Origin of the sequence: Aquimarina latercula DSM 2041, from assembly GCF_000430645.1 — a bacterium.
Classification (GTDB): domain Bacteria; phylum Bacteroidota; class Bacteroidia; order Flavobacteriales; family Flavobacteriaceae; genus Aquimarina; species Aquimarina latercula.
In genome coordinates, this window is sequence record NZ_AUMK01000013.1 from 118,142 (window position 1) to 143,472 (window position 25,331).

25 protein-coding genes are annotated in these 25,331 nt (G+C 31.8%); 15 read left to right on the top strand and 10 right to left on the bottom strand.

Going from position 1 to position 25,331, the window contains the following annotated elements:
* The first annotated feature begins 4 nt into the window (after window positions 1-4).
* The 12 genes from H526_RS0113295 to tsaB all read left to right on the top strand — a co-directional run bounded on the left by H526_RS0113295 (window position 5) and on the right by tsaB (window position 10,924).
* Window positions 5-364: a cytochrome C oxidase subunit IV family protein gene (locus tag H526_RS0113295; RefSeq protein ID WP_027393456.1), complete on the top strand. Its 360-nt coding sequence runs from the start codon at window positions 5-7 to the stop codon at window positions 362-364.
* 110 nt (window positions 365-474) lie between these two features.
* Window positions 475-1,128 (top strand): hypothetical protein, encoded by a 654-nt coding sequence (locus H526_RS0113300; protein WP_027393457.1) that lies wholly within the window; start codon window positions 475-477, stop codon window positions 1,126-1,128.
* A gap of 3 nt (window positions 1,129-1,131) precedes the next feature.
* Window positions 1,132-1,866: an SCO family protein gene (locus tag H526_RS0113305; protein ID WP_027393458.1), complete on the top strand. Its 735-nt coding sequence runs from the start codon at window positions 1,132-1,134 to the stop codon at window positions 1,864-1,866.
* Window positions 1,859-2,404 (top strand): DUF420 domain-containing protein, encoded by a 546-nt coding sequence (locus H526_RS0113310; protein WP_027393459.1) that lies wholly within the window; start codon window positions 1,859-1,861, stop codon window positions 2,402-2,404. The genes H526_RS0113305 and H526_RS0113310 overlap by 8 nt, the downstream gene beginning before the upstream one ends.
* Window positions 2,405-2,449: 45 nt before the next feature.
* Window positions 2,450-2,674: a hypothetical protein gene (locus H526_RS0113315; protein WP_027393460.1), complete on the top strand. Its 225-nt coding sequence runs from the start codon at window positions 2,450-2,452 to the stop codon at window positions 2,672-2,674.
* A 235-nt stretch (window positions 2,675-2,909) separates the two neighbouring features.
* Complete coding sequence (locus tag H526_RS0113320; RefSeq protein ID WP_027393461.1) at window positions 2,910-3,611, top strand: ABC transporter ATP-binding protein; 702 nt, start codon at window positions 2,910-2,912, stop codon at window positions 3,609-3,611.
* Complete coding sequence (locus H526_RS0113325) at window positions 3,604-4,851, top strand: ABC transporter permease (RefSeq protein ID WP_027393462.1); 1,248 nt, start codon at window positions 3,604-3,606, stop codon at window positions 4,849-4,851. Before H526_RS0113320 ends, H526_RS0113325 begins: the two co-directional genes overlap by 8 nt.
* Before the next feature lies 1 nt (window position 4,852).
* A complete protein-coding gene (locus H526_RS0113330) occupies window positions 4,853-6,118 on the top strand; it encodes an ABC transporter permease (protein WP_027393463.1) in 1,266 nt (421 codons plus the stop codon).
* 56 nt (window positions 6,119-6,174) lie between these two features.
* Window positions 6,175-7,287, top strand: coding sequence for an efflux RND transporter periplasmic adaptor subunit (locus H526_RS0113335; RefSeq protein ID WP_027393464.1), 1,113 nt, complete (start codon window positions 6,175-6,177; stop codon window positions 7,285-7,287).
* Window positions 7,288-7,413: 126 nt separating this feature from the next.
* On the top strand, window positions 7,414-8,865 hold the full coding sequence (locus tag H526_RS0113340) for a TolC family protein (protein ID WP_027393465.1): 1,452 nt from the start codon (window positions 7,414-7,416) through the stop codon (window positions 8,863-8,865).
* 77 nt (window positions 8,866-8,942) lie between these two features.
* The gene (locus tag H526_RS0113350; protein ID WP_027393466.1) at window positions 8,943-10,223 is read left to right on the top strand and encodes an efflux RND transporter periplasmic adaptor subunit; all 1,281 of its coding nucleotides are present in this window, start codon (window positions 8,943-8,945) and stop codon (window positions 10,221-10,223) included.
* A gap of 41 nt (window positions 10,224-10,264) precedes the next feature.
* A complete protein-coding gene (gene tsaB, locus H526_RS0113355) occupies window positions 10,265-10,924 on the top strand; it encodes a tRNA (adenosine(37)-N6)-threonylcarbamoyltransferase complex dimerization subunit type 1 TsaB (RefSeq protein WP_027393467.1) in 660 nt (219 codons plus the stop codon).
* 118 nt (window positions 10,925-11,042) lie between these two features.
* On the opposite strand, the gene H526_RS0113360 is transcribed toward tsaB, so the two are convergent.
* The 3 genes from H526_RS0113360 to H526_RS0113370 all read right to left on the bottom strand — a co-directional run bounded on the left by H526_RS0113360 (window position 11,043) and on the right by H526_RS0113370 (window position 13,407).
* Window positions 11,043-11,714, bottom strand: coding sequence for a hypothetical protein (locus tag H526_RS0113360; protein ID WP_027393468.1), 672 nt, complete (start codon window positions 11,712-11,714; stop codon window positions 11,043-11,045).
* A gap of 459 nt (window positions 11,715-12,173) precedes the next feature.
* Window positions 12,174-12,374, bottom strand: a complete 201-nt coding sequence (locus tag H526_RS0113365; protein ID WP_027393469.1) for a dodecin family protein — start codon at window positions 12,372-12,374, stop codon at window positions 12,174-12,176.
* 127 nt (window positions 12,375-12,501) lie between these two features.
* Window positions 12,502-13,407: a NifU family protein gene (locus H526_RS0113370; protein WP_027393470.1), complete on the bottom strand. Its 906-nt coding sequence runs from the start codon at window positions 13,405-13,407 to the stop codon at window positions 12,502-12,504.
* 247 nt (window positions 13,408-13,654) lie between these two features.
* On the opposite strand from H526_RS0113370, the gene H526_RS0113375 reads away from it, so the two are divergent.
* A complete protein-coding gene (locus H526_RS0113375) occupies window positions 13,655-14,677 on the top strand; it encodes a PorP/SprF family type IX secretion system membrane protein (RefSeq protein ID WP_027393471.1) in 1,023 nt (340 codons plus the stop codon).
* 54 nt (window positions 14,678-14,731) lie between these two features.
* On the opposite strand, the gene H526_RS0113380 is transcribed toward H526_RS0113375, so the two are convergent.
* Both H526_RS0113380 and H526_RS0113385 read right to left on the bottom strand, forming a co-directional pair.
* Window positions 14,732-15,244 carry a rhodanese-like domain-containing protein gene (locus tag H526_RS0113380; protein WP_081415624.1) on the bottom strand — a complete coding sequence of 171 codons (513 nt, stop codon included), beginning with the start codon at window positions 15,242-15,244 and terminating at the stop codon, window positions 14,732-14,734.
* 5 nt (window positions 15,245-15,249) lie between these two features.
* A complete protein-coding gene (locus H526_RS0113385; RefSeq protein ID WP_027393473.1) occupies window positions 15,250-16,425 on the bottom strand; it encodes a vWA domain-containing protein in 1,176 nt (391 codons plus the stop codon).
* Between the two features lie 217 nt (window positions 16,426-16,642).
* Here H526_RS0113385 and H526_RS0113390 point away from each other — a divergent pair, with 217 nt between their 5' ends.
* Window positions 16,643-18,892, top strand: coding sequence for a tetratricopeptide repeat-containing sensor histidine kinase (locus tag H526_RS0113390; RefSeq protein ID WP_245591210.1), 2,250 nt, complete (start codon window positions 16,643-16,645; stop codon window positions 18,890-18,892).
* Between the two features lie 35 nt (window positions 18,893-18,927).
* Complete coding sequence (locus H526_RS0113395; RefSeq protein WP_027393475.1) at window positions 18,928-19,662, top strand: LytR/AlgR family response regulator transcription factor; 735 nt, start codon at window positions 18,928-18,930, stop codon at window positions 19,660-19,662.
* Between the two features lie 7 nt (window positions 19,663-19,669).
* Here the strand turns inward: H526_RS0113395 and H526_RS0113400 are convergent, their stop codons facing one another.
* From H526_RS0113400 to H526_RS0113420, 5 genes are all read right to left on the bottom strand, one after another.
* A complete protein-coding gene (locus H526_RS0113400; protein ID WP_027393476.1) occupies window positions 19,670-20,197 on the bottom strand; it encodes a hypothetical protein in 528 nt (175 codons plus the stop codon).
* Window positions 20,198-20,377: 180 nt separating this feature from the next.
* On the bottom strand, window positions 20,378-21,166 hold the full coding sequence (gene murI, locus H526_RS0113405; protein ID WP_027393477.1) for a glutamate racemase: 789 nt from the start codon (window positions 21,164-21,166) through the stop codon (window positions 20,378-20,380).
* A gap of 88 nt (window positions 21,167-21,254) precedes the next feature.
* Window positions 21,255-21,764 carry an OmpH/Skp family outer membrane protein gene (locus H526_RS0113410; RefSeq protein WP_027393478.1) on the bottom strand — a complete coding sequence of 170 codons (510 nt, stop codon included), beginning with the start codon at window positions 21,762-21,764 and terminating at the stop codon, window positions 21,255-21,257.
* Window positions 21,765-21,807: 43 nt separating this feature from the next.
* Entirely contained in the window at window positions 21,808-22,665 is an 858-nt protein-coding gene (locus H526_RS0113415; protein ID WP_027393479.1) for an OmpH/Skp family outer membrane protein, read from the bottom strand.
* 36 nt (window positions 22,666-22,701) lie between these two features.
* Entirely contained in the window at window positions 22,702-25,329 is a 2,628-nt protein-coding gene (locus tag H526_RS0113420; protein ID WP_035085557.1) for a BamA/OMP85 family outer membrane protein, read from the bottom strand.
* Between the last annotated feature and the right edge of the window lie 2 nt (window positions 25,330-25,331).

Below are 25,331 nucleotides of genomic sequence, written 5' to 3' on the forward strand. Positions count from 1 at the left end.
TATTATGGCACACGATACAGCACATCACGAATCGAATACGGCTAAAATCTGGAAAGTATTTATTTTATTATCTGTAGTTACGATAGTAGAAGTAATTTTGGGTATTATTAAACCCGCATTTTTGATAGAGACTACAGTAATTAGTATGAAATTACTTAATTGGATTTTCATAATTCTTACTATATATAAGGCGTATTATATTACTTGGTCTTTTATGCATATGGAAGGTGAAACTAAAGGTTTGCGTAGAGCAGTAGTATGGACAGCAGTATTCCTTATCAGTTATTTAATATTTATATTATTAACAGAAGGTGATTATATTTATGAAGTATTTAAAGCTGGACACAAAAGCTGGGACTTTTAATTTAAAATCCGTTTGTGTTTTTAAGTTAAAAGCATAATAAAAGATAGTAAAAGACGGTTGTTTTCAGCCGTCTTTTTTATTTTTGTAATCGAAGTAAAGTAAACGATTTAATGAAAAAATTTTTAGTTCTTGGAATACTGTTTATACTACCAATAGTGATGTATCTGTTTTTTGCTTCAGCAGTTGATAATTTTTCTAAACTTCCTGTGCTAAAAGAGTCTATAGGAAATTTGGATGATTTTGAAAGCCTTACAGGAGAACAAATTACATTAGAAGATAAGATTACAATATTAGGTTTTTTTGGAGAAGATATTCAGGATAAAAAAGGAAATGTTTTTAATTTAAATCAAAAGATTTATAATAAAAATCGCGAATTCAGGGATTTTCAATTAGTAATGGCATTGCCATATGGTAGCGAGAATGCAGTAAAAGATCTTTTAGAAGAGTTAGATGACATTACTGATGTATCCGGTTGGAAATTTGTTTTCGGAACACCTGAGAGTGTACAACGCTTGTTTAAAGGACTTCAGACGCCTTATAAACTCAATCAAAAAAATGCTTCTAATTTTGTTTTTATTATAGATAAGAATGTAAATCTAAGGGGTAGAGAAGAGAATCAAGAGAAAAATGAGTTAGAGGTCTATGGATATGATACTAGTTCTGTTGCGGATTTAAATAATGTAATGGTTGATGACGTAAAAGTTATCTTAGCTGAGTACCGTTTAGCTCTTAAGAAATATAAAGCAGATCGAAAAGAAAAATAAGGGATGAAAAAATATTCATACGTTGGTATATCATTTATAATTCTGATTTTTGGGATCATTTTTATCCCTAAAATTGTAAATAGAGTAAAGGATACTTCTATTGTTAAAAATGATAGAATGAGTGCGGATAATCCTGTGGCTAATGAAAAACTTTCATACATAAAGATTAATGGTAAGCCTAGAAAAGTTCCGGAGTTTGCATTTTTAAATCAGGATAGTTTGTTAATTACTAATCATGATTATAAAGGAAAGGTATATGTAGTAGATTTTTTCTTTACTAGCTGCCCTACTATCTGTCCAAAAATGAGTCGCAATCTGGTTTATTTACAAAATAAACTTAAAGATTATCAAAATTTTGGAATTGCATCTTTTACGATTAACCCCAAAAGAGATACACCACGGATTCTTAAAAAGTATGCAGAGAATTATGGAATAGTAAATCCAGATTGGCATTTGCTCACAGGGGAGCGAGAAGATTTATATGAATTGGCTAATGCTGGTTTTAATATTTATGCAGCAGAAAACCCAGAGGTTCCAGGAGGATTTGAACATAATGGGTATTTTGCACTAATAGATCAAGAAGGTTACATTAGATCACGTTATGATGCCTCCGGAAACCCTATCATTTATTATAGAGGAACTATCGGAGTTGATGAAAAAAAGGACGAAAACGGAGAAGAAGAACAGGTAACAATCCTATTGGAGGATATTAAAAAGTTATTAAAAGAAAATGAGTAAAAGTACTTCTGAGGTAGAAAAAAAATATAATAAATGGATTGTTATATTGTCCATAGTAATACCGCTAGCTGTAGCAGCATTATTTGGTGTAAACCTTCGTAAATTGGGTTATGATGTTGAACCGCTTACCTTTTTGCCACCAATTTATGCGAGTATTAATGGATTGACTGCTGTGGTTCTTATAGCAGCACTTTGGGCTATTAAAAATAAGAAGTTGCAATTACACGAAAATCTCATGAAATTTGCGATTACATGTTCTGTTTTGTTTTTAGTGATGTATGTAGCATATCATATGACAAGTGATTCTACAAAGTTTGGTGGAGAAGGATTGATTAAATATGTTTACTACTTCATACTAATTACACATATTGTTTTATCTATTGTTGTGATCCCATTTGTTTTAATAACATATGTTAGAGCTTTGGCTAAAAATTTTGATAGACATGGGAAGATTGCAAAAATTACATTTCCGATATGGCTGTATGTAGCAATTACCGGGGTAATAGTTTATTTGATGATTTCACCATATTATACGTAAATTTAAAAGTCTAATTGATCATATTCACTTAGATAATATTTCAAAATGAGAACAAAAATATTCTACATATTAGTTTTGTTGTTATTCTTTACAGTTTCAATGGATGCGCAATGTGCTATGTGCAGAGCGGTATTAGAAAGTGAAGAAGGACAAAACACAGCTAAAGGGATTAACAATGGAATCGTGTATTTAATGATTGTTCCTTATGTTCTTATTGGGGTTGTAGGGTACTTCATTTACAGAAATAAAAAGAAGCCTGTCAAAGACTGATTTTATTTTAATTTTTCTTGATTTTAAATCTTTAACATATTCATAACATATTGAAGTGTAACGAATGTGGTGTAGGAGAAGTCTTATGGTATAAGACTACACTAACCAATTTAAATTATTTCTAGAGGGGAGACTAGAAATTCATCAATTATAATGTATTACACCGTATAGTGTAAGTCTTGTTTTAAATTGAAGCTGGCATCATTTGATGTCTATTAAATCTTAATCTAGTATTATGATTGAAATCAAAGACTTACATAAATCTTACCAAATGGGAAGCAATTCCCTTCATGTCCTTAAGGGAATCAATTTTAATGTTAAAGAAGGTGAGCTTGTAGCTATTATGGGATCCTCGGGTTCTGGAAAATCTACGTTGCTTAATATTCTTGGAATGTTAGATGAAGCGGATACAGGAAGTTATTTTTTGGATAACATACCTATTAAAGACTTGAATGAAAAAATAGCAGCTAGGTATAGGAATAAATTCTTAGGGTTTATATTTCAATCATTCAATCTTATTAATTATAAAAATGCGCTAGATAATGTAGCAATGCCATTGTATTATCAAGGTATTAAGAGAAAAGAAAGAACAGATAAAGCACTTCATTATTTAGAAAAAGTTGGTTTGGCTGATTGGGCAACTCATCTTCCGAATGAGTTATCGGGAGGACAAAAGCAGCGTGTGGCGATTGCTAGAGCTTTAGCTTCTGAGCCAAAGGTTTTGTTAGCAGATGAGCCTACAGGAGCACTCGATACTAAAACTTCTTATGAGGTTATGGAGTTAATACAAGGAATTAATGACGAAGGGAAAACTATTCTTATTGTAACCCACGAAGAAGATATAGCTCATATGAGTAAACGAATAGTAAATCTTAAGGATGGTCTTATCATTGATGATGGAATAGTAGAACAAGTAAGAGCAAATTCATATGTTTAATATAGAGCGTTGGCAAGAAATATTTGATACGATTGCTAAGAATAAACTACGTACTTTTTTAACAGGACTTTCAGTTGCTTCAGGGATATTTATTCTAGTGATTCTTCTTGGAGTAGGTCAGGGAATGCAGAATGGAATTTCTCAAGAATTTGAAGGGGATGCATCCAATAGTATTTGGGTTTGGACAAGACCAACTTCTGTAGAATACAAAGGCTTAAATCCAGGGAGATTTTTTAGTATGACTAATGAGGATTTTGACTTTATTCATAAAACGAATGAGGATGTGATCGAGTATGAATCTTCTAGAGTTAGAATATGGAATTCGGTTATTTCTTACAAAAAGGAGTCAGGGAATTATAGGATAGAAGGGATTTTTCCGGGTTTTCAATTTATAGAAAATCAATCAATGGTTTCAGGTAGATTCATTAATCAACAAGATATTAATGAAAAAGGGAAAATTGTAGCAATTGGTAACAAAGTAAAGGAAGCTTTATTCAAAAATGATGAAGATCCTATTGGAAAGTATATAAAATTAAATGATATCCCTTTTAAAGTAGTTGGAGTATATACTGATAAAGGTGGTGAACGCGAAGAAGAACAGGTCTCTGTTCCATCCACCACAGCGCAACAAGTATTTAATAGAGGGCAAAATATCAACAACTTGTCTTATACTCTTAAACCAGAAAAAGATTTTGAAACGGCTGTTGCTAAGTCAGAAGAATTCGTTGCAGGAATAACTACATATTTGAAAAATAAGCATATAATAGCACCTACGGATGAACGAGCTATTGGTATAGGGAATTCTTTGGAACAAGCTAAAAGGTTCTATAGTCTAATTTTTATGATTAAGGCATTTTTTTGGTGGGTAGGTGTGTGTACAATTATTGCAGGAGTAGTAGGTGTAAGTAATATCATGCTTATTATTGTTAAAGAACGAACTAAAGAAATTGGTATTCGCAAAGCAATAGGAGCAATGCCTTCTTCTATAATTGGGATGATTTTACACGAAGCAATATTTGTGACCGCTATTGCTGGGTTTACAGGATTAATTTTTGGATTAATTTTATTAGAGCTATTAGGCCCAATGATTAAAACTGATTTTATATCTAGTCCCTCGGTTAATTTTAATGTCGCTTTGACGACCGTATTTATATTGATTTTTGCAGGAGCAATTGCAGGGTTTTTTCCTGCCTGGAGAGCAGCAAAAATTAAACCTATTGTAGCACTTAGAGACGAATAATATGTTTAACAGAGATCGATGGAATGAAATTATAGAGGCGCTGACAGCGAATTGGTTTAGAACTTTACTTACCGCTTTTGGAGTGTTTTGGGGGATTTTTATACTTGTTATTTTATTAGCAGCAGGTAAAGGTTTGGAAAATGGTGTTAAGCGCGGTTTTGGAGATATAGCGACTAATACGATGTTTATGTGGACTCAAGTTGCTTCTAAGCCATATAAAGGATTACCAAAAGGGAGAAGATATAATTTTAAGATAGGAGATGTTGGCTCTATTAGAGAAAAGGTTCCTGGATTGAAATATATATCACCCAGAAACCAATTAGGAGGTTTTGGTGGGACAAACAATGTTATTAGAGGTCTTAATGCAGGTGCATTCAATGTATATGGAGATTATCCAGAAATAATTAATCAAGATCCAATAACAATTACTTCTGGCAGGTTTATTAACTATGGTGATATAGATAATAATAGAAAAGTAGCAGTAATTGGAGAAGGAGTGAAGAAAGAGCTATTTAAATTTGGGGAAGAACCAATAGGAGAGTATATAAAAATACAAGGAGTAAGTTTTATGGTAATTGGAACTTACATGAAAAAATCTAATAATGGAGACCGTGAACAAGGTCAGAAAGAGATATTTGTTCCTTTTACTTCTTTTTCGCAAGCTTTTAATCGTGCAGATAATGTCGGTTGGATGGCAATTACCGCAGAGGATGATAACTCAATTACAAGTCTTAAAAAAAGTATTATCGATGTTGTGAAAACGAATCATACAATTCACCCAGAAGATAATAGAGCAGTTGGAAATTTCGATTTGTATGAAGAATTTAGCAAAATTAATGGACTTTTTATAGCACTTAGGGGAGTAGCATATTTTGTTGGAACTTTAGTGTTGTTGTCTGGGATCATTGGAATTAGTAATATTATGCTGATTGTAGTAAAAGAGAGGACCAAAGAAATTGGTATTCGTAGAGCTTTGGGAGCGTCACCTTGGTCCGTGCGAGGGCAAATATTATTAGAATCTATTTTTCTAACAATCATATCAGGAATGACAGGTATTGCTGTTTCTACAGGTGTTATATTTTTGGTAAATAAACTGTTAGAAGGAATGCCGGCAAGTGATGAAACCATGTTTGCTAATCCTAGTGTGGACCTTACAGTGGTTTTCGTAGCTTTGTTAATTTTAATTTCTAGTGGGCTGTTAGCAGGTTTGATACCAGCGCAAGTAGCTATAAAAACTAAACCAATAGATGCTTTAAGAGCAGATTAAATGTAAAATCAATCAAATTTACTGTTACAATAGTAAAGAATCAATAAATACTGAAAATGAAAAAAACAATCACTGTTATTATTTTGCTTCTCATTGTAGTTATATTCGGAGGGGCCTTGTATTATTTATATCAAAAAAACCAAGAAGATCCTGTTACCTATAAAACAGAGCAGAGCACGACAGAAACAATTATAAAAAAAACCGTTGCAACCGGAAGTATAGTTCCTAAAGAAGAGGTTTTAATAAAGCCGAACATTTCTGGAATAATAGAAGAAATTTATATCGAGGCTGGTGATCAGATTAAGTCAGGAGATTTAATAGCTAAAATTAGGGTGATTCCTAATGTATCTTCTTTACAGAGTGCTAAAAATGCAGTACAAACTGCAAAAATAGATTTAGATAATCAAGAAAAGGTTTTTAATCGTCAGAAAGAACTATTTGACAAAGGAGTAATATCGGCGAATGAATTTGATGGTGCAGATGTTACATACAAACAATCAAAACAGAACTATGAAGCTGCTCAACAGAATTATCAGATTGTAAGAACTGGTACTACCAGAGGTTTGGGAAGTGCGGCAAATACTTTAATTCGTTCGACTGTAACAGGTATGATTCTAGAGGTTCCTGTAAAAGAAGGAAATCAGGTTATAGAGTCTAATAACTTTAATGATGGAACTACAATTGCCGCGGTTGCTGATGTAGGTCAGATGATTTTTGAGGGTAATGTTGACGAAAGTGAAGTAGGAAAAATAAAAGAAAATTTACCTTTAGAAATAACGGTAGGAGCCATAGAGAATAAAAAATTTGATGCGGTTTTAGATTATATTGCACCAAAAGGAAAAGAAGAAAATGGAGCAATTCAATTTGAAATAAAAGGAACTTTAAATAAAAAAGACACAACTTTTATAAGAGCTGGATTAAGTGCTAATGCATCCATAATTTTAGCAAAAGTCGATAGCGTGATGGCTTTAAAGGAATCACTTATCCAATATGATCCTAAAACCCAAAAACCTTTTGTAGAAGTAGCTATAGGAGAACAAAAATTTGAAAATAGAGATGTAGAGTTAGGTGTTAGTGACGGGATTAATGTTGAAGTAAAAAGTGGAATTACCAAAGAAGATAAAATCAAAGTTTGGAATCAAATTAAGAAGCCAGAGTTTGGGAATTAATTTTTTTTAACAAAAAGTGTAACAATAACAATCAATAGTATACAAATAGGTATTGTGAAGTAAACTAAAAAACTTTATTGTTTTTGGTGAGCCTCCATTCTGACCTCTTAAAATAAAGAAAAACGGATGAAAGTTAAAATTTCAATTATTTGCTGTATCCTTCTTGGGATGATCACTATGCAAGCGCAGGAAAAAAAGTGGACGTTAAGGGAGTGTGTAGAATATGCTTTAGAAAATAATATTACAATTAAGCAATCTGCCCTTAATGTAGAAAATGCAGCTATAGATAAAAGCGATGCCCTAGGTAATTTTTTACCGTCTTTAAATGGTTCAATTTCAAATTTCTGGAGATCAGGTTTAGCTACTGACCCAATTACGAACACTAATAGTACGCAAACTTTTAGAAGTTCATCTTATGGTTTAAACGTCGGAATCACTCTGTTTGATGGTTTACGAAATGTAAAACAATTTCAGAGAGCCAAACTAAATAAATTGCTGAGTCAATATAACCTTGGCAAATCAAAGGATGATATTGCATTGTTTGTAGCTAATAGTTATTTACAAGTACTTTTAAATAAAGAGTCATTAAAAGTTATAGAAAAGCAACATGATATTACTTTAGAACAACTTAAGCGGACTAAGGACTTGGTGGAAGCTGGTGTGTTACCGCAAGGAGATTTATTAGAAATAGAGGCTACTTCGGCAGATGAATTAACACGTATAGTACAGGCAGAAAATGCTGTATTGATTGCTCGTGTTGGGTTAGCACAAACGTTGTTAATTAAGGATTATGAGAAATTTGATATTGCAGAACAGGAATATCTAATACCTTCAGCTTCTATACTTAATAAGCCGATTGAAGAAATTAGGTCTAGTGCTAGAGCAGCGAGATATGAAGTTCAAATAGCAGAACAGAATAAATTAATAGCAGAGAAAGATTTGCAAATAGCAAGAGGAGCTTATTACCCAACATTAAGTGGTTCGTTTGGGTACAATACAAGCGAAGTAGGGAATAATTCATTTGTTAATGGAGGTCTTGATCCAGATAATCCTATCACTGTTCAAGAAATAGGATTTGTAGGAGGCTCGGGAGAAGCGGTTTTCCAAAACAGTCCAAATTTTCTTATTCAAGAAGTTGGTCCAACACCTTTTATAAAGCAGCTTTATCAGAATGATGCACTCTCTTATGGGCTATCTCTTTCTGTTCCAATTTTTAATGGATTTGCTACTAGAAATAATGTAAAAAGAAGTAAAATCAATGTGAAACGAACTGAGTTTCAATTAGAGCAGGCAGAATTAGATCTTGATAGTAATGTGTATCAGGCATATTTAGATGCCAAGGGATCCGCAGAAGCATATGAAGCTTCTCTTGTTGCAGTGAAAGCTCAAGAAAGGGCATATGAGTACGCTAAAGATAGGTACGATGTAGGAAGAACTAATGCCTTTGATTTTAGTCAATCAAAGTTTAGATTAGAAAATGCACAAAGTAATGAGGTGCAAGCAAAGTTTGATTATATATTCAAAATTAAGGTGTTAGAGCTTTATTTTGGAATAAAAATAGCAGATATTAAATTGTAAATAAATAATGGTCTATTTGGGCTGTTACCCAAAAGATCGTAATTTCATCCAATAGAATTAATTTTTTAAAGTAAGCCATGAGTAGAAAAACTTTACTAATCATATTAATAATTGTTGTCGTTTTGGTTGTAGGATTGGTCTTTGGTAAAAAGGCGGGATTGTTTGGTAAAGACGGAAACTTGAAAGAAGTGGAAATATCAACAATTGAAAAACTTGATATTATTGAAACTGTTTCCGCAACAGGTAAAATTCAGCCTGAAGTAGAGGTTAAGTTATCCTCTGAGGTTTCGGGTGAAATAATTGATTTGCCAATTAAAGAAGGACAACAAGTAAATAAAGGAGATTTGTTAGTTAGAATTAATCCAGATATTATCCAATCAGGATTGAATAGATCTCAGGCGGCTTTAGAAAATACGAGAGCTGGTTTAAGACAAGCAGAGGCTAGTCTTAAAGAAGCAAAATTAAGTTATGATCGTAATAAAGAGTTGTTTGATAAAGGAGTTATTTCTAAAGCAGAATGGGATAGTTCAGTTTCTGCATATGAAGTGGCCGAAGCGGCAAAACAGTCGGCTTTTTATAGCGTAAAGAGTTCTCAAGCTACCGTAAATGAAGCAAAAGATAACCTGAGTAGAACAACTATTTATGCTCCAATGAGCGGGACCGTTTCTAAATTGTCTGTAGAATTAGGTGAGCGAGTTGTAGGAACACAACAAATGGCAGGAACGGAAATAGTGAGAGTTGCCAATTTAAGTAACATGGAGGTTGAAGTAGATGTTAATGAAAATGATATTGTAAAAATATCCCTAGGTGATTCTACTATAGTAGAGGTTGATGCCTATCTTAAAAAGCAGTTTAAAGGGTTAGTTACGGAAATTGCAAATTCTGCAGAAAGCACATTGAGTGCAGATCAGGTTACTAATTTTAAAGTAAAGGTTCGTATTCTTGAAGAATCATATAAAGACTTAATAAAAGATAAACCAGAGAGCTATTCTCCTTTTAGACCAGGAATGACCGCAACTGTGGATGTTATTACCAATAAAAGAGAACAAGTGATCGGTGTACCTATCAGTGCGATAGTTATAAAAAGTGACACTTCTAGTAATGTGAAGAGATCTTATACGAAAGAAAAGCTAAAGGAGTCTGATGAAAAGTTCGAATGTGTATTTGTGAAAGATGGAGGAGCGGCTAAATTAAGAGTGATAAAAACAGGTATTCAGGACGATAGTAATATAGAAATTACAGAAGGTTTAGAGGTTGGAGAAGATGTTATTATAGGACCTTATAATGTCGTGACCAAAACACTAAAAACAGGCGATAAAGTATCTTCTAAAAGCGATAAGAAAGAGACTAAAGAATAATATAATAAATAAGGGTATCTTTGCATAAATTTTTTTAAAAGATGCCTTATATTCTTTGTTTAGAAACTTCTACAACTAATTGTTCGGTTGCTTTGTCTAAAGATGGTAAAGTAATTGCTTTTAAGGAAGATTACGACATTAAATATTCTCACGCAGAACGTTTACATCAGTTCATAACAATTGTCATGAAAGAAGCTGGGATAGCTTTAGATAAACTTGATGCAATTGCTGTAAGCAAAGGACCCGGCTCGTACACAGGTCTTAGAATTGGTGTTTCTGCTGCAAAAGGCTTGTGTTTTGGCTTAAATATTCCTCTAATATCTGTTAGTACATTAGAAGGACTTGCTTTACAAGTAAAATCAATGGAAGGTTTTGTTGTTCCTATGCTAGATGCAAGGAGAATGGAAGTATATTCTGCGGTTTTTTCAAGTGATTATAAACAAGTACGAACCATTGAAGCAGAAGTGCTTTCAGAGGACTCTTTTAGTACGTATTTAGAAAACAAGCAAGTATTTTTTATAGGTAATGGGGTAGCTAAGTTCGAAGAGATCTGTAATCATAAGAATGCTAAGTTTATAACTGATAAGTTACCATCCGCTGTGGAGATGGGAATCTTAGGCTATACTAAGTTTTTAGAAAAGGATTTTGAAGATGTTAGTTATTTTGAGCCTTATTACTTAAAAGATTTTGTCGCAGGTTAATAGATATACCATTCCTTAATTGTTGTGAAAGGATATAATAAACAAAAAAGCCATCTACATAGACAGCTTTTTTAATTATTTACTCTAAATTATTAGAGCTTATATTTTTCTAAGGTTTTTAATTCCTTCTACTTCTAGTGCTTAGGAGACTTCTCGAAGGATTGCCATCCATATTTTTTAGTGCATTATATCTAGAAACGAGACGGATTAAATCTTCTTCCTTTCTAACCTTTATCTTTTCCTTTTTCATATACATTTTTAACTCCTCTTCCTTATCGCCAAGAGCGGCTAAAACCTTCTTTTTATTCATGGGAAGTTCCATGATTACACCACGTTCTTCTAAATAGTATTTGGTTTTTATCTGAACCTTTCCTGGAGTAGCCGTACCACTGGCTGATCCTCTTTTATCCGGTTCAGTAATTTTTACGTTATACTTTTTATATATTCTGTATTGTTCATTTAGTTCAACAAGAACATAGTATCCACTTCGTTTTAAACCTCGTTGGGTTTTAAAGTTGCAGTAGTAATAATAATCTCCGTCTATCCTCGCATGGGCAGTTGGATTCTTTAATAGTTCAAATAATTCTGAACCTTTTTTATGTTCTAAAGCATCATTATAGGCATTATAACGGAGCTTGGTGTCAAAAGTTCCAGACTTTTCATCTATGACACTTGCATTTTTGTATTTAAGGCTCTTAAATATGGAACCATCATACTCATCAAAAGTAGTAACTCTCTTGGCTGGTTTTAATAAAGATTGCGGTAATTGTGCAAATAAAACCGGGGACATTATTAGAAATAGAAATTGTAATATTTTTCTCACGGTATATTGATTTAGGTGAATTAAACTTAATGAAAAGGGAGTTTAAATGCAAAAATATAAGTTTTAATACATAATTTTTATCAATTCTTTAATAGAATAACATTTTTTACGGTATATCAATTAGAAATATTGAATTTTATTAAAAAATTAGCATCGTTTTTCTGTGGTAAAACAGTAAAAAATGAACGAAAACGATGTTATTTTGTAAGAAAAAACTTCAAATAAAAAGCTAAAAGCTTGATTTACTTATTAAAACAAATATTACGAGAGGCTATAAAAATAGGATTGAATTAATAATATATTTTTTTAAAAAAAATTAAATTTTTGATAATTGAATGAATGAAATAGATTTATATCTTTTTAATGAGATATATAAAAAGCATCTCATTATTTGTGAGATGCTTTTTATAATATAGAAGTAATTAATTATTTTATTTCGAAAGAAATCTTTAAAATTACTCGATACTCTTTAATTTGATTGTCATCAATAATCATTTTTTGATCAGATACCCAAGCAGATTTGATGTTTTTAACTGTTTTACTAGCTTCTTTGACACCGTTTCTAGCTGCATCTTCCCAACCTTTTTCTGATGATGCTATTACTTCTATTACTTTAACAATTGCCATTTTAATAATTTTTTGGTTAATATTTTATAAAAGAATCTCTAATATACAAGATACTTTGTTCTTTTTTTAATATTTACCGCTATTATTTTTATGGTTTTTTCGATATCATTAAAGATTATTCGATAAACTACCCATTTATAGCTTCTACAAACTCTACTTTGTCTTTTAGCATTTCTTTTAGCATATTTTCGATACCATTTTTTAATGTAAAAGTAGAGGATGGACATCCACTGCAGGCTCCTTGTAAAATTACTTTTACACCTTTACTCTCTGGATCATAAGAATCGAACATAATATTACCTCCATCACTAGCAACAGCGGGTTTAATATATTCTTCTATAATATTTACAATATCTTTAGAGGTGTCATCTAGTTTTTCAAAATCAGCCTCTGCCTGTTTCTCTACTTGGCTTTTTGATGAAGTAGCGTTTTCTGATAAAACTTCTTTACCTTCTTCTAGATATTCTCTTAAGAACTCTCTTATCTCTAAGGTGATATCATTCCAATCTGCCATATCGTACTTATTAATTGAGATATAATTCTCATCAATGTATACTTCTTTTACAAAAGGAAAATGGAATAGTTTTTCTGCGATAGGAGCTTCTTTAGTATCATCAATGCTCTTAAATTCGTGCCCACTTGTTACTAATTTTTTATTTGCTACAAATTTAAGTACCGCAGGGTTAGGTGTACTTTCTGCATAAATAGTAATAGGTACTTTTTTTGTTGAAGAAGTTTCGCTAATAACAGGTTGCCCGCTATTTAAATAGGTTTTTATTTGTTCTGCAACTTCGTCTTGTACATCACTCCATTCCACAATATCGAATTTATCTATGGCAATAAAATTTTGAGCAATGAATACTCTTTTTACAAAAGGAAGGTAAAATAACTGCTGTGCCAAGGGAGAATTTTTGGCGTGATCTATATTTTCAAATTCATAGCTAGTATGTTGAGTTAAAAAATAATTGGCCTCAAACTTTATAATACTTGCATTAGAAGTTGGTTCTATTTTTATTTCAAAAATCTTTTCCATAATCTAATTTTTGGCAAATTTACTAAAAAGTAATTCCATATGGAGTAGGGTTTATAAGATTAAGAATGTTTTAATACTGGGCTTTAAAGATATGTTCTTGTAAAAATTTATATATTTGAAGCTGGCAAGAAATAATATTTTAATTTGGGAAAAGAAATATTAAAGCCCCACAATATAAGCTGTATTAAATAGTTTATATTGAAATAATTAACCTAGTTTTTCCTTTTTTTTAAACCTAAAGCCTCTAATGAATTTGAAGAAATATTATTTGTTGTTTGCTATATTGACCTCACAACTTATTTTTTCTCAGGAAGGAATTCCAGTTTATGCAGATTATCTTTCTGACAATCTATATTTGGTTCATCCATCTATGGCAGGAGCTTCTAATGCGAATAAAATAAGACTTACTGCTAGAAAACAGTGGTTTGATGTTGATAATGCGCCTAGTACACAATCGGCTAATGTTAATTTTAGAACTGGTGATAAAGTCGGTCTGGGAGCTATTGTATATCGAGATGAGAATGGGCGTTTCTCGCAAACAGGAGTATTTACGACTTTTGCGTATCATCTATTGTTTTCGAGAGATCGAACTGATCTTAATATGTTGTCTTTTGGGATTAGTGGAGCTTTTATACAGTCTAATGTAGATGAAAGAGGACTAGATGATCCATTAGATCCAGATCCTGTTATTATTGGAAGAGAACAAAAAAGTGGATATTTTAATTTGGATGTAGGTATGTCTTACCATTATCTTGATTGGTATGCTCATTTTACGGTTAAGAATATTTTACCTTCTACCAGAGAAATTTTTGATAATGCTAATAATACTATCCTAGAATCAAATAACCAGAGAAGATATATTTTTTCGGTAGGATATGTGTTTGGACTATCAAATGGTCCTTGGAGCTTAGAGCCATCAATTTTATATCAATCAACAGATCAAACTAAAGAAAGTACGATAGATGGAAATTTAAAAGTATATAGAAGATTTGGAGAATTGGCTACATTGTGGGGAGGACTGTCTTATAGAAGAAGTTTTGATGGTGCAGAATTTTCTCAAACAGGTGTAGAAATTGAAAGTCAAAAACTTCAATATATAACTCCTTTTCTAGGAATAAATTATAAGAATTGGATGGTAGGGTACACCTATAGTTATCAATCCAATTCAGTTGTCTTAAGTAATGGAGGTTTTCATCAGCTGACATTAGGATATGACTTTGGCAAACGAAAAGAAAGATGGAATTGTCATTGTCCTGCCGTTAACAATTAAGAATATTTACATTGATAAAAAACAAAAAAGCAAGCTTTTCAAAGCTTGCTTTTTTTATTTAACGTCTGTTCCGGTAAATTTTAGTCGTTTGTCTTTTATTGGAACCAAAGATGATAATTCATAAACGTTTTTATAACCATATCCATATAGGTTAATATATGTAGGGATATTTAACGCTAAAGGAATACTTTTTGAAGGGAAATTTATAGTATCCCCATCGATATTATTATTACAATAGATTAAGATTCTGGTTTCCTTGTTAAGGATGAGTTTCGCTAATTTTTCTTTAGTAAAATCTGAAAAATTTAAATTGACTGCTCCTTTTAGATGTTTTTTGTTAAAAGCTGCTTCGGATCTAGTGTCTAATAAAATGGTATTTGGTTCGGTGGCAAAATCAAGGAACGTATCTAAGTGTATTAATCTCGATTGTCTATGTTCCATAACTTCTTCTGTAATTTCTATAAATGAATTATAATCAACTTTTGAGTGTTGTAGTTCATTGTTTTTTTGAGAGATCATAGTTATTGGGATTAGTAAAATGACTAGACTTTTTTTTATCGTTTTCATATGTTTTATTTTTTCCAACTAAAAGATTTTCTTTCTCCTTGGTTTTTAATCGCTTTGATTAATGCGGCTTCTAAATTGGCATCATCTTTTTTGCTATTATTTTTGATATACACCAAACGCTTCTTATTTAGCTCTTGTATTTTCTTCTGTATTTCTTTTCGTTCATTACTTTTTTGAGCTACATATTGTTTTATTTCTGTTTTGGATTTATCTTTAAGCTCTTGTGGTAGTTCTTCCTTTTCAATTTCTTCTAATTCAAAATCTTTGTCTTCGGCTGCATCCACAAGATCCCAGCTTTTGTTTTTGTAGAATCCAGAACTTTTACTAATAGTTCTACTAACAGCATTAGCTGCGCTATATGATCTCGCATTACGATCTTGTTCCGCTTGTAAACCGATTTTTTTAGAACCTTCGTTACCGTAGTAGATATATGTATTGTTTAGTTTTCTATTTAGTTGTAAGATAATATCGTCATAAGGAGTAGCTATATGTATAGTTTCTCTATTATGATCAATAGCGCTATATTCTCCATTAGTAAGGTTGGCTCCATCTTTCCATTTAGTTTGGATGCCTTGCTTATAATTACCACAAAATATAGTGTTAATAGTAATGTTTTTCTCTTTTGCATTAGTGGCAGCATCCTTATAATTTATTGGACCTTGAGTAAATGGTTCATTACCCGCTATGAAAATTAATTTAAGGTGATCATTATTTTTTTTCCAATCAAGTTGATTTATTGATGTGTTAATTACTTTACCACAATATTCATTTCCTCCATTCGTCGTTAAAGAAAAAAGTTCTTTAGATATTTCATCTAGATCATCAGAAAAAGGTAGTACCTGTCTAATATAACCTTCTTGAGAAGGTAAACGATCGTTACCATATTCATATAAAGCAATTTGAAGTTTTATATTATAATGACCACATTTTGCATAGGATAACTCATTTACGATTTCCCATAATTGAGCTTTTGCTTGATCAATTAAACCATCCATACTGTTGCTAGTGTCTAATAACAGAGCAACCTGAATGTTTCTTGTATCTGGATCTGTTTTAGTAGTGTAAATTTCATATGATTTTTCGGTCTTTAATGCTAGGTTAGAATCATTATTGTTTTTAGCATTACAGGAGATAGGAACGATTAATAAGCATAATAGACTCCATACATATATTGTTTTCATAATTGTTACTTTTTTTAATTTAGGCTAAAACTATGATGATCTTTTTTAGATAAAAATCATTAATGAGTAAGAAACTATTATGGATGAGTGAAAAACGCTATTGAGTTAGGGAAGTATCTTTTTTTTATATAGAAATGGATGAAAATAGGAATTCTCGTCAAATTCGGATTTTAATATCCCATATAATTGGATTAAGTTTACCTTGACTATTTAATATATGATGAATAAATTTTATTTTATTTTACTGATAATGTGGTTTTTGCCAAATGTTGAGTACGCTCAGGATAATGCACGAACACTTGAGAATGCCAGTAATAATACTGTTACAATAAGAGGTACTGTAAAGGAAGATGAAAGTCTGCGTCCTTTAAAAAATGTAGAAATTAGAGTTATAGGTGGTAAGACATACCGCACTGATAATTTAGGGGATTTTAAAATACAAGCTAAAATAGGAGATCAGATTATTATTAGTCACGATAATTTTAACACGGTTTATCATACTATTCAAAGTAGAGAAAGAATTGATGTAAAAGTTCAAGAAGATCCAGAATCATTAAGTAGAGGAAGTGATAGAAAGCAAAAGAAATTATCCGCAGAATATGGATTACATCTTGCTGCTGCAAGAAGTTCTATGAAAAAAGATGCAACCACTAGTATTGATTATGTAACAAAAGCTTTAGAAACCATAGAAGATGGTGATACTTTTGGAGATGAGAAAAAGGCTGAACTTTTTGAGACTTTGGGTGATATTTATGCATATTGGAAACAACCGGATTTAGCAGAAACTAACTATATAACTAGTTTAAGTAATAAGTTTAACGCCGACGTAAAAATTAAGTTAGGAAACGCTCAATTACAGATTAAAGATTATGATGCTTCTCTGCGAACTTTTAATCAGTTAAAGAAATCAAGATTAAACGCGACACAACGAATACAAATTTATAGAGGATTAGGAGATAGTTATAAAGGTAATGGAGATAACGAGAATGCAATTAGTAATTATAACATAGCACTGTCGTTTGCTCAAAAGAACAATGCCGAAGACAATGTTATTGAATTAAATTCTAAACTTGCAGTAATGCTTCAGATTCAAGGAAATCTTGATGATGCTGAAGAATATCTTGGAAATTCCGTGCAGCTTGCAAGTAAAAGAAGTAAAAAATCTTCAGCCATACAACGGGCAAAAGCCGCTGATTTTTATAATAAGAATAATAGCTTTGATAAAGAGATACAGTTACGTAAAGAAGCTCTAGAGGATATTCAGGATATAGAAGAGAAAGAAGCGTTTAGTCCAATCAAAAAAGATAGTGTTACACTCGAATCTAATGCTACAGAGGACAGAGCAATTACTTCGCAGGTTCAGAATTATAAAATAGCAAATGCATTTGCTGCTCAATCAGAATATGATGAAGCGATACCTTATTTAGAAGAAAGTATTAAGAAAGCTGCTTCAGAAAATGATCTTGTTGTTCAAAAAGATGCTACAAGGAAATTAGGTGAGGTTTATAGAGAAAAGGGAGAATTAGGAAAAGCTTCTGAAGCTTTTGAAGAATATGAAGTTATCATAGATAAATTATATATTCAAAAAGAACAAGAAATATCACAAGCGACAAGATTTAATCGCGAACTTGTTCAAAAAGCTAATCGTATAGCAACTTTAGAAAAGGATAGAGAGCTTAATGAGAGTAGGTATCAATTAGCGTTTAAATCTCAAGAATTAGCTGAACAACAAAAAGTAATTATCTACTCATTGATTGGTTTATCTGTTTTATTGTTTTTTGCTGCTTATTTAATGTACCGAAACATAAAACAACAACGGTATGCTAATAATTTATTAGCGCTTAAATCTTTGCGTTCTCAGATGAATCCTCATTTTATTTTTAATGCTTTAAATTCTGTTAACACTTTTATAGCAACCAGCGATGAAAGAGCAGCAAATAGATATCTTACTGATTTTTCATTGTTAATGAGAGCTGTTTTAGAAAATAGTGAAGAAGATTTTATTCCCTTGGAAAAAGAAATAGAATTACTGGAGTTATATGTGCAATTAGAACATTTTAGGTTTCAGGATAAGTTTGAGTATAGGATAGATGTTGATCCAGAAATAGATATTAAACAATATATGATACCTCCAATGTTATTACAGCCATATGTGGAAAATGCTGTTTGGCATGGATTACGATATAAATCGGAAAAAGGGTTGTTGTCTATAGATTTTAAAAAGAAGGATAACGATACTATCGAAATAATAATAGCAGACAATGGAATTGGAAGAGAAAAGTCAATGTCATTAAAAACACTAAACCAAAAGAAGCAGAAATCACAAGGGATGAGTAATATCAAAAAAAGAATTCAGATACTCAATACTATGTATAAAGATAAAGTTGATGTTTTTATATCCGATTTAGCTCATCAGGAGGATGGAGCAGGAACTAAAGTTAAATTATTACTTAACAAGGATAATTGATTAAAAAAAAAATAACTTATAAATAAATTAAAACTGTGAATTTAACAGCAATTGTAGTGGATGATGAGGCAAATAGCCGAGCGATTCTTAAAAATTATTTGAATAAATATTGCCCATCTGTGACGGTTTTGGGAGAGGCAGCCAGTGTTCAGGAAACATTGAAACTTTTGGAATCTAATAATCCGGATTTGTTATTCCTTGATGTAGAAATGCCTTATGGAAATGCTTTTGATTTATTGGAGCAAGTACCAGATAGAACATTCGAAACTGTTTTTGTAACTGCCTATGATCATTATGCTGTAGATGCTTTAAATGCACAAGCTACTTATTATTTATTGAAACCTATAGCAATTGATAACCTAATAAAGGCAGTAGATCATGTTGGTCATATAAAAGAACGTGAGAAGGAGTTACAAGATAAAGTATTAACTCCAAAAATATCTCCTACAGTTGATGGCAAGATTACGATACCACAACAAGATGGCTTTGAGGTATTAAAAGTTTCCGAAATTTTATATTGTCAGGCCGATGATAATTATACAAAGATATTTCTCAATCAAGGACAAAAGTTGGTCAGCAAAACATTGAAGTATTTCGAGGATTCTTTAAAAGAACACGGTTTTGTTAGAATCCATAAGAGTTATTTGGTTAATGTAAACACTATAGTAAAATATAAAAAGGGTAAAGGAGGTAGTGTCCAATTATCATCAGGAAAAGAGCTTATGGTATCTTCTTCTAAAAAAGGTACGTTACTCGATTACTTTAAGTAAAATAGACTCAATTAGCTATGGTGTTTTTGGTGTTGTAGGGTTCAATATATGCTACCGTTTTTCTTGTTTTATAAGCAGGAGAATCTAAGAATAATGTTTTTACTTGATTATCCCAATCTTTTATAATATCGAAATAACTAGTATTTACTACAGCCATAATTTGGTTGCAGTCATCACAAATATGTTTTTGATACTCCAGAAAATAATGTGCAAATTCATGAAATGCAACTACTTTCAATATTTCTGGATCTAACATTGTAATCCAGTTAATTATTATATTTTCTACGTTGTTGTTTTTATCTCTGGTTAACATACCTAGTGTAGATCCTTTGGATGAGACGGTAAGAGTATCGACTATATCAATATTTTTAAGTTTAAATAGTTTATCGTAATATTGAATATTGTATTCTTTACAATATTCAAAGAATTTATCTAAGTGTGGTTTCAGTCTTCCATCAATTTTGACATCATTTTGAGCAATAATGGTATTTGCGCAAAATAATAATCCAAAAAGCGCTATAATGCTCCTCTTCATAATTACTATAGGGGTAAAAAGGTTTATTAATATCTTGTTGGCTGTAAGTGTTTAACAACTAATAGATTATCGAATTAAACAAAAAAATAATCTTAATGAATATATGAAGTGTTAAAAATCAACAAAATGCGCTTTTTTTAACTAAAATTATTAAAAAGAAGATTTTTAATTAAGATACTTTTAAAACTCTAATTGATTAGTGTCTGTTGAGATATTACTTTTTTTAAGGATATTTTGAAGAACCGAAAGTCTTCCATTAGTAAAGAATATATGTGATCCTTCTGAAGCGTTTTCGTTTAATAAATCATTATTTGATAAAATAACTTTAGTTTGTCTTGCTACGGCCTCACCAGAATCGATAATTATGATGTTTTTAGGAAGAATCTTTTTTAAAACCGGAATTAGATAGGGGTAATGGCTACAACCTAATACAAGGTAATCTATGTCTTTTTCTACAAGAGGTTGGATGTAGGAAGATAAGAGGGTAAGCATTTCTTCGCTATAGATTTTACCAGCTTCAATGAGTTCTACTAAGCCTGTTCCGATTACTTCTATTACTTCTGTGTTATTAGTGTATAAATCTGATGTAGTAGCAAAGAGTTCGCTAGATAAGGTGCCTTTAGTGGCTAAGATGCCTATTTTTTTAGTTTTTGTTTTAAGAGCGGCAGGTTTTATTGCCGGTTCTATGCCAATAAATGGGACATCGAATTGATTTCTAAGAGTTTTTATAGCATTTGTCGTCGCGGTGTTACAGGCCACAACAATTATTTTACAATTTAACTCTAAGAGTTTTTTTGTGTTTTTAATACTTAATGATATTATTTCTTCTTTACTACGTTTTCCGTAGGGGGCAAATTTACTATCAGCTAAATAAATTGTGTCTTCATTCGGAAGCGCAATTGCAATTTCTTTCCAGATAGATGTCCCTCCAATTCCTGAATCAAAAATACCGATTGCTTGTTTTTTCATTTTTATAATGATGTACTTCTCAAAAATAAAAAAAACAGTGAGTATTTGGACTCACTGTTTTTTTATTTTATGTTCTAAAAGTAATTTTTTAGATACCTAAATCTTTTTTTACATCTGCCATTAAATCTTTACCATCAGCTAGGATAACTCCTGTTCCTGTTGTAGAATCTAATACATATTGAAATCCTTGTGCTCTCGCAACTTTCTGGATAGAAACACGAGCGTTTTCATATATCGGCTTTAACAATTCAATTTCTTTTTTCTGAAGATCTTGTAAAGCATTTTGTCTGTAATCACCGATACTTTTTTCAGTAGCCTGAACTTCTTGTGCTCTTTTAGCGTTTTCTTCTTCTGTCTTAGAAGGAGCTTCTGCCTGGTACTTTTTCATTGTATTCTGTAATTCCAAAACCATATTTCTGATTTCAGCTTCGTATGTTTTGTTTAGTTTTTCAATTTCACTCTTGGCAGCTTTAAAAGCAGGCATTGCCTCCACAAGCTCTTGTGATGCAATATGAGCTACTTTGGATTGTGCATTTACGAAACTTGATGCTCCAAGGATTAATGCACAAGCTACTAATAGGGTTCTAAACTTTTTCATTTTAATAATATTAAGTGTGTTATAAATTTAAAAATTAATTTCTCTAATTATCGTTAGTTTCTCCATCTTTATTATCATCATCGTCAGATTGAGAGTCATTTTTCAATTTTTCTTTTAATGCTGTTATAGAATCTTTTTTTCTTTTTTGCGCTTCTAACAGTTTAGCTCTTCTAGCTTCAAATTCTTTTTTCTTTGCTGCTCTGATAGAATCTCTTGCAGCTTTTCTTTCGGCTAATAGCTTTTCTCTCTCAGCTTGTTTTTTAGAAGTTGACTTTTCTCTATCTGTTACTTCTTTTTCTTGTTCAGAATTTCTTTTCTCAGCTCGTTCTAATGCCTTCTTCTCTTTTTTACTGTTTACTTGCTTTCTTTTAGAAGCTCTATTGATTCTTAATAATATTTGATCACTTATGTCGTGTCTGTCAGCAGAATAAAGCATTACTAAGTCTGCCGATTTGTCAAATATGAAATCATATTTTTTATTTTTTGCTACTTCCTGTACTGCAACAAAAACTTGGTCTTGTACTGGTTGCACTAATCGTTTCTTTTGAATAAATAAATCGCCATTAGGACCAAATCGCTTTTGCTGATATTCTAGGATCTCTTTTTCTCTAAAGAAAATATCTTCTTCTCTTTCTTCGATTAATTCTTTAGTGAGAAGAACACGCTCATTATTGAGGTCTTTTCTCATTTCTTCAACTTCTTTTAATTCAGCTTCAATTTCGACTTTCCATTTCTGAACTTTTGTCTCCAAATCTGCAGAGGCTTCATTATATTCAGGTACATTTTCTAAAATATAATCCATATCGATATATCCGACTCTTATACCTTTTTGAGCTTCAGCTGTATTGGAGAAAGATAACCAAAGGATAGCTGCTAATACTAAAAGAACTTTTGTTTTCATGATCCTGTTTTGTTTATAGAAATAATCGTGCCAAAATTAAAATTGTTGTCCAATGATAAAGTGAGTCTCCCATCCATTATTTCCTGTCGTACCTGGAATTGGGTCAAAACCGTACCCAAAATCAATACCCAGCAATCCAAAGGCTGGCATAAAGATACGTAAACCTGCTCCAGCAGAACGATTTAATTGAAATGGATTGAATCCTCTAAAGCTATCATAAGATGCTCCACCTTCTAAAAACGTCAGCATATAAATAGAAGCTGATGGTTTTAGAGTAATAGGATAACGAAGCTCTAACGAATATTTATTATAAATTGTTGCCCCATCTTCTATAAAATCTGGATCATTTGCTCTACTTAATGGTATTAGCGATTCGTTTGGATATCCTCTAAGTGCTACAACTTCTCTTCCGTCCAAGGATGTTGCTCCTAATCCATCTCCTCCTAAGAAGAACCTTTCAAAAGGAATATTTCCTCGATCATTATTATAAGCTCCAAGAAAACCATACTCAGCTCTGGTTCTCAATACCAATGGTTGTTTTCCTATTTTGGCAAGAGTTGTATACCAAGTAGCATCAAATTTTATCTTGTAATATTCTAACCAATCAAATCGTTCTTGATCTATTTCGCCGATTTCTTGATATGCCTCAGGGTTTGATGCTCCTCGACTAGCAATAATATTTGGATTTTCTTCTATAATTTGATTTCGTCTCTCTGCTAAATCACTATAGTCAGTACCATCCCATATTGAATAGGGGAGAGAAAGTTTAGCAATAAGATTAAATTCTGATCCGGATGTTGGGAAAATAGGATTTACAGCTGTATTATTTCTATTGATCCCTATAGTGTATGCAAGATTGTTAGATGCACCATCACCAAAGGTGAATAATCCTCTTGTAGTATAATTTTTTAGATTGTAATGTTGTATACTTATTGCCTGAGATAAAGTAAAGTAGTTGTCAGGCCAATTTAATCTTTTTGCAATACCAATAGATCCACCAGTAATCAAAAACTTACTATCTCTATCTACATCACGTGATCTTGGGTCTAATCTGAACTGAATCGTATGAGAAAAAGAGGTAGAAAGCTGAAATGGTCTTTTTCCTCCTAACCAAGGTTCGATGAATGATAAGCTATATGTTTGGAAGAATTGACTGGCTTGAGCTCTAACACGAAGCGTCTGACCATCTCCCATTGGTAAAGGACTATATGCTTCTTTATTGAAAATATTCCTGATCGAAAAGTTACTAAAGGCTAAACCTAAGGTTCCAACAAAACCTCCACCACCAAAACCACCTTGAAGCTCAATCTGACTCGCTCCTTTTTCAACAACAGGATAATTAATATCTATAGTTCCTGCTTGAGGGTCTGCATTTTGAAATTGAGGTTCTAATTGTTCTGGATCGAAAAATCCTAATTGTCCAATTTCTCTAACTGTTCTAACAACTAAATCTTTACTATAAATCTGACCAGGTTTTGTTCTTAAGATTCTATAAACAACATGATCATTTGTTTTGTCATTTCCAGTTACAGTAATATGATCAAAGTGAACTAATTTTCCTTCTCGAATTCGTATTTCAAAATCGATAGTGTCATTTTTTACATTCGTCTCTACCGCATCAATGTTAGAAAATAGGTATCCATTGTTCTGGTATAGATTGGTAAGGTCATTTGCATCTGGTTTGGTATTGTCTGCAATCTGTTTCTCTAGTAAAACCCCATTATAGACATCACCTTTTTTAATTACCAATTGTCTTGCTAACTGATTATCTGTATAGACGCTATTACCTAGGAAATTAATATTTCCAAAATAATATTTGTTCCCTTCTTCTATGGCAAGATTTAAAGAAACACTATTGTCGTCTTCTACGATTAAGGAGTCAGAAGTAATTCGCGCATCTCTATATCCTTTTTCTTTATACTTGCTAATGATACTTTCTTTATCATCTTGATAGTCATTTTTGATATACTTTGAGCGTTTCCAGAATCTCCAGAATTTTTTCTGCTTGGTATTTTTCATCGCTGCTCTCACCTTACCATCAGAGAATTGCTCATTTCCTTCAACTCTAATTTTATCAACTTTTACTCTATCGCCTTTATCTATGCGAACCAACATATTAACTTTATTGGTAGGTATAGTGTCTTTTACAGGAGTAGTGTTAATAATAACCTTTGTATTAAGGAAACCATCTTTACGATATTTATTGGTAATAAAATTTCGAGTGGTAGTAATTAGGTTTTCTGTTACTTTAGCTCCTGGATTAAGACTATTGTCTTTTACTAAATCCTCAGCTTTACGTTTTCTAACACCCTCAATTCTTGCTTGATTTAATTCCGGAACCTCTTGAATATTGATCTCAAGAAATGCTTTTTCTCCTTCAACTTTCGTGATGTAAAAATTAATATCACTAAATAATTCAAGATCCCATAATTTTTTTATTACCGCACTTATTTTGTCTCCAGGTAATGCAATTCGCTCACCATTCTTAAGACCTGTGAAGGTAATAATAGTGTTCTCACTGTAAGTAGATATACCTGTAACTTTTATATCGCCAATGATATACTCTTTTCCTGAAGTTCCAGGCAAATTTTGTGCTGAAATTGATACCGTATTTAATAAGATTACAATGAATGCTAAATACGTAAAAGGTAATTTTTTTGTCATCT

Excerpts from the sequence above, each read along its gene's own strand:
- H526_RS0113295 (WP_027393456.1), top strand. The coding sequence starts at position 5 with ATGGCACACGATACAGCACATCACGAATCGAATACGGCTAAAATCTGG.
- H526_RS0113300 (WP_027393457.1), top strand. The coding sequence starts at position 475 with ATGAAAAAATTTTTAGTTCTTGGAATACTGTTTATACTACCAATAGTG.
- H526_RS0113305 (WP_027393458.1), top strand. The coding sequence starts at position 1,132 with ATGAAAAAATATTCATACGTTGGTATATCATTTATAATTCTGATTTTT.
- H526_RS0113310 (WP_027393459.1), top strand. The coding sequence starts at position 1,859 with ATGAGTAAAAGTACTTCTGAGGTAGAAAAAAAATATAATAAATGGATT.
- H526_RS0113315 (WP_027393460.1), top strand. The coding sequence starts at position 2,450 with ATGAGAACAAAAATATTCTACATATTAGTTTTGTTGTTATTCTTTACA.
- H526_RS0113320 (WP_027393461.1), top strand. The coding sequence starts at position 2,910 with ATGATTGAAATCAAAGACTTACATAAATCTTACCAAATGGGAAGCAAT.
- H526_RS0113325 (WP_027393462.1), top strand. The coding sequence starts at position 3,604 with ATGTTTAATATAGAGCGTTGGCAAGAAATATTTGATACGATTGCTAAG.
- H526_RS0113330 (WP_027393463.1), top strand. The coding sequence starts at position 4,853 with ATGTTTAACAGAGATCGATGGAATGAAATTATAGAGGCGCTGACAGCG.
- H526_RS0113335 (WP_027393464.1), top strand. The coding sequence starts at position 6,175 with ATGAAAAAAACAATCACTGTTATTATTTTGCTTCTCATTGTAGTTATA.
- H526_RS0113340 (WP_027393465.1), top strand. The coding sequence starts at position 7,414 with ATGAAAGTTAAAATTTCAATTATTTGCTGTATCCTTCTTGGGATGATC.
- H526_RS0113350 (WP_027393466.1), top strand. The coding sequence starts at position 8,943 with ATGAGTAGAAAAACTTTACTAATCATATTAATAATTGTTGTCGTTTTG.
- tsaB (WP_027393467.1), top strand. The coding sequence starts at position 10,265 with ATGCCTTATATTCTTTGTTTAGAAACTTCTACAACTAATTGTTCGGTT.
- H526_RS0113360 (WP_027393468.1), bottom strand. The coding sequence starts at position 11,714 with ATGTCCCCGGTTTTATTTGCACAATTACCGCAATCTTTATTAAAACCA.
- H526_RS0113365 (WP_027393469.1), bottom strand. The coding sequence starts at position 12,374 with ATGGCAATTGTTAAAGTAATAGAAGTAATAGCATCATCAGAAAAAGGT.
- H526_RS0113370 (WP_027393470.1), bottom strand. The coding sequence starts at position 13,407 with ATGGAAAAGATTTTTGAAATAAAAATAGAACCAACTTCTAATGCAAGT.
- H526_RS0113375 (WP_027393471.1), top strand. The coding sequence starts at position 13,655 with ATGAATTTGAAGAAATATTATTTGTTGTTTGCTATATTGACCTCACAA.
- H526_RS0113380 (WP_081415624.1), bottom strand. The coding sequence starts at position 15,244 with ATGAAAACGATAAAAAAAAGTCTAGTCATTTTACTAATCCCAATAACT.
- H526_RS0113385 (WP_027393473.1), bottom strand. The coding sequence starts at position 16,425 with ATGAAAACAATATATGTATGGAGTCTATTATGCTTATTAATCGTTCCT.
- H526_RS0113390 (WP_245591210.1), top strand. The coding sequence starts at position 16,643 with ATGATGAATAAATTTTATTTTATTTTACTGATAATGTGGTTTTTGCCA.
- H526_RS0113400 (WP_027393476.1), bottom strand. The coding sequence starts at position 20,197 with ATGAAGAGGAGCATTATAGCGCTTTTTGGATTATTATTTTGCGCAAAT.
- murI (WP_027393477.1), bottom strand. The coding sequence starts at position 21,166 with ATGAAAAAACAAGCAATCGGTATTTTTGATTCAGGAATTGGAGGGACA.
- H526_RS0113410 (WP_027393478.1), bottom strand. The coding sequence starts at position 21,764 with ATGAAAAAGTTTAGAACCCTATTAGTAGCTTGTGCATTAATCCTTGGA.
- H526_RS0113415 (WP_027393479.1), bottom strand. The coding sequence starts at position 22,665 with ATGAAAACAAAAGTTCTTTTAGTATTAGCAGCTATCCTTTGGTTATCT.
- H526_RS0113420 (WP_035085557.1), bottom strand. The coding sequence starts at position 25,329 with ATGACAAAAAAATTACCTTTTACGTATTTAGCATTCATTGTAATCTTA.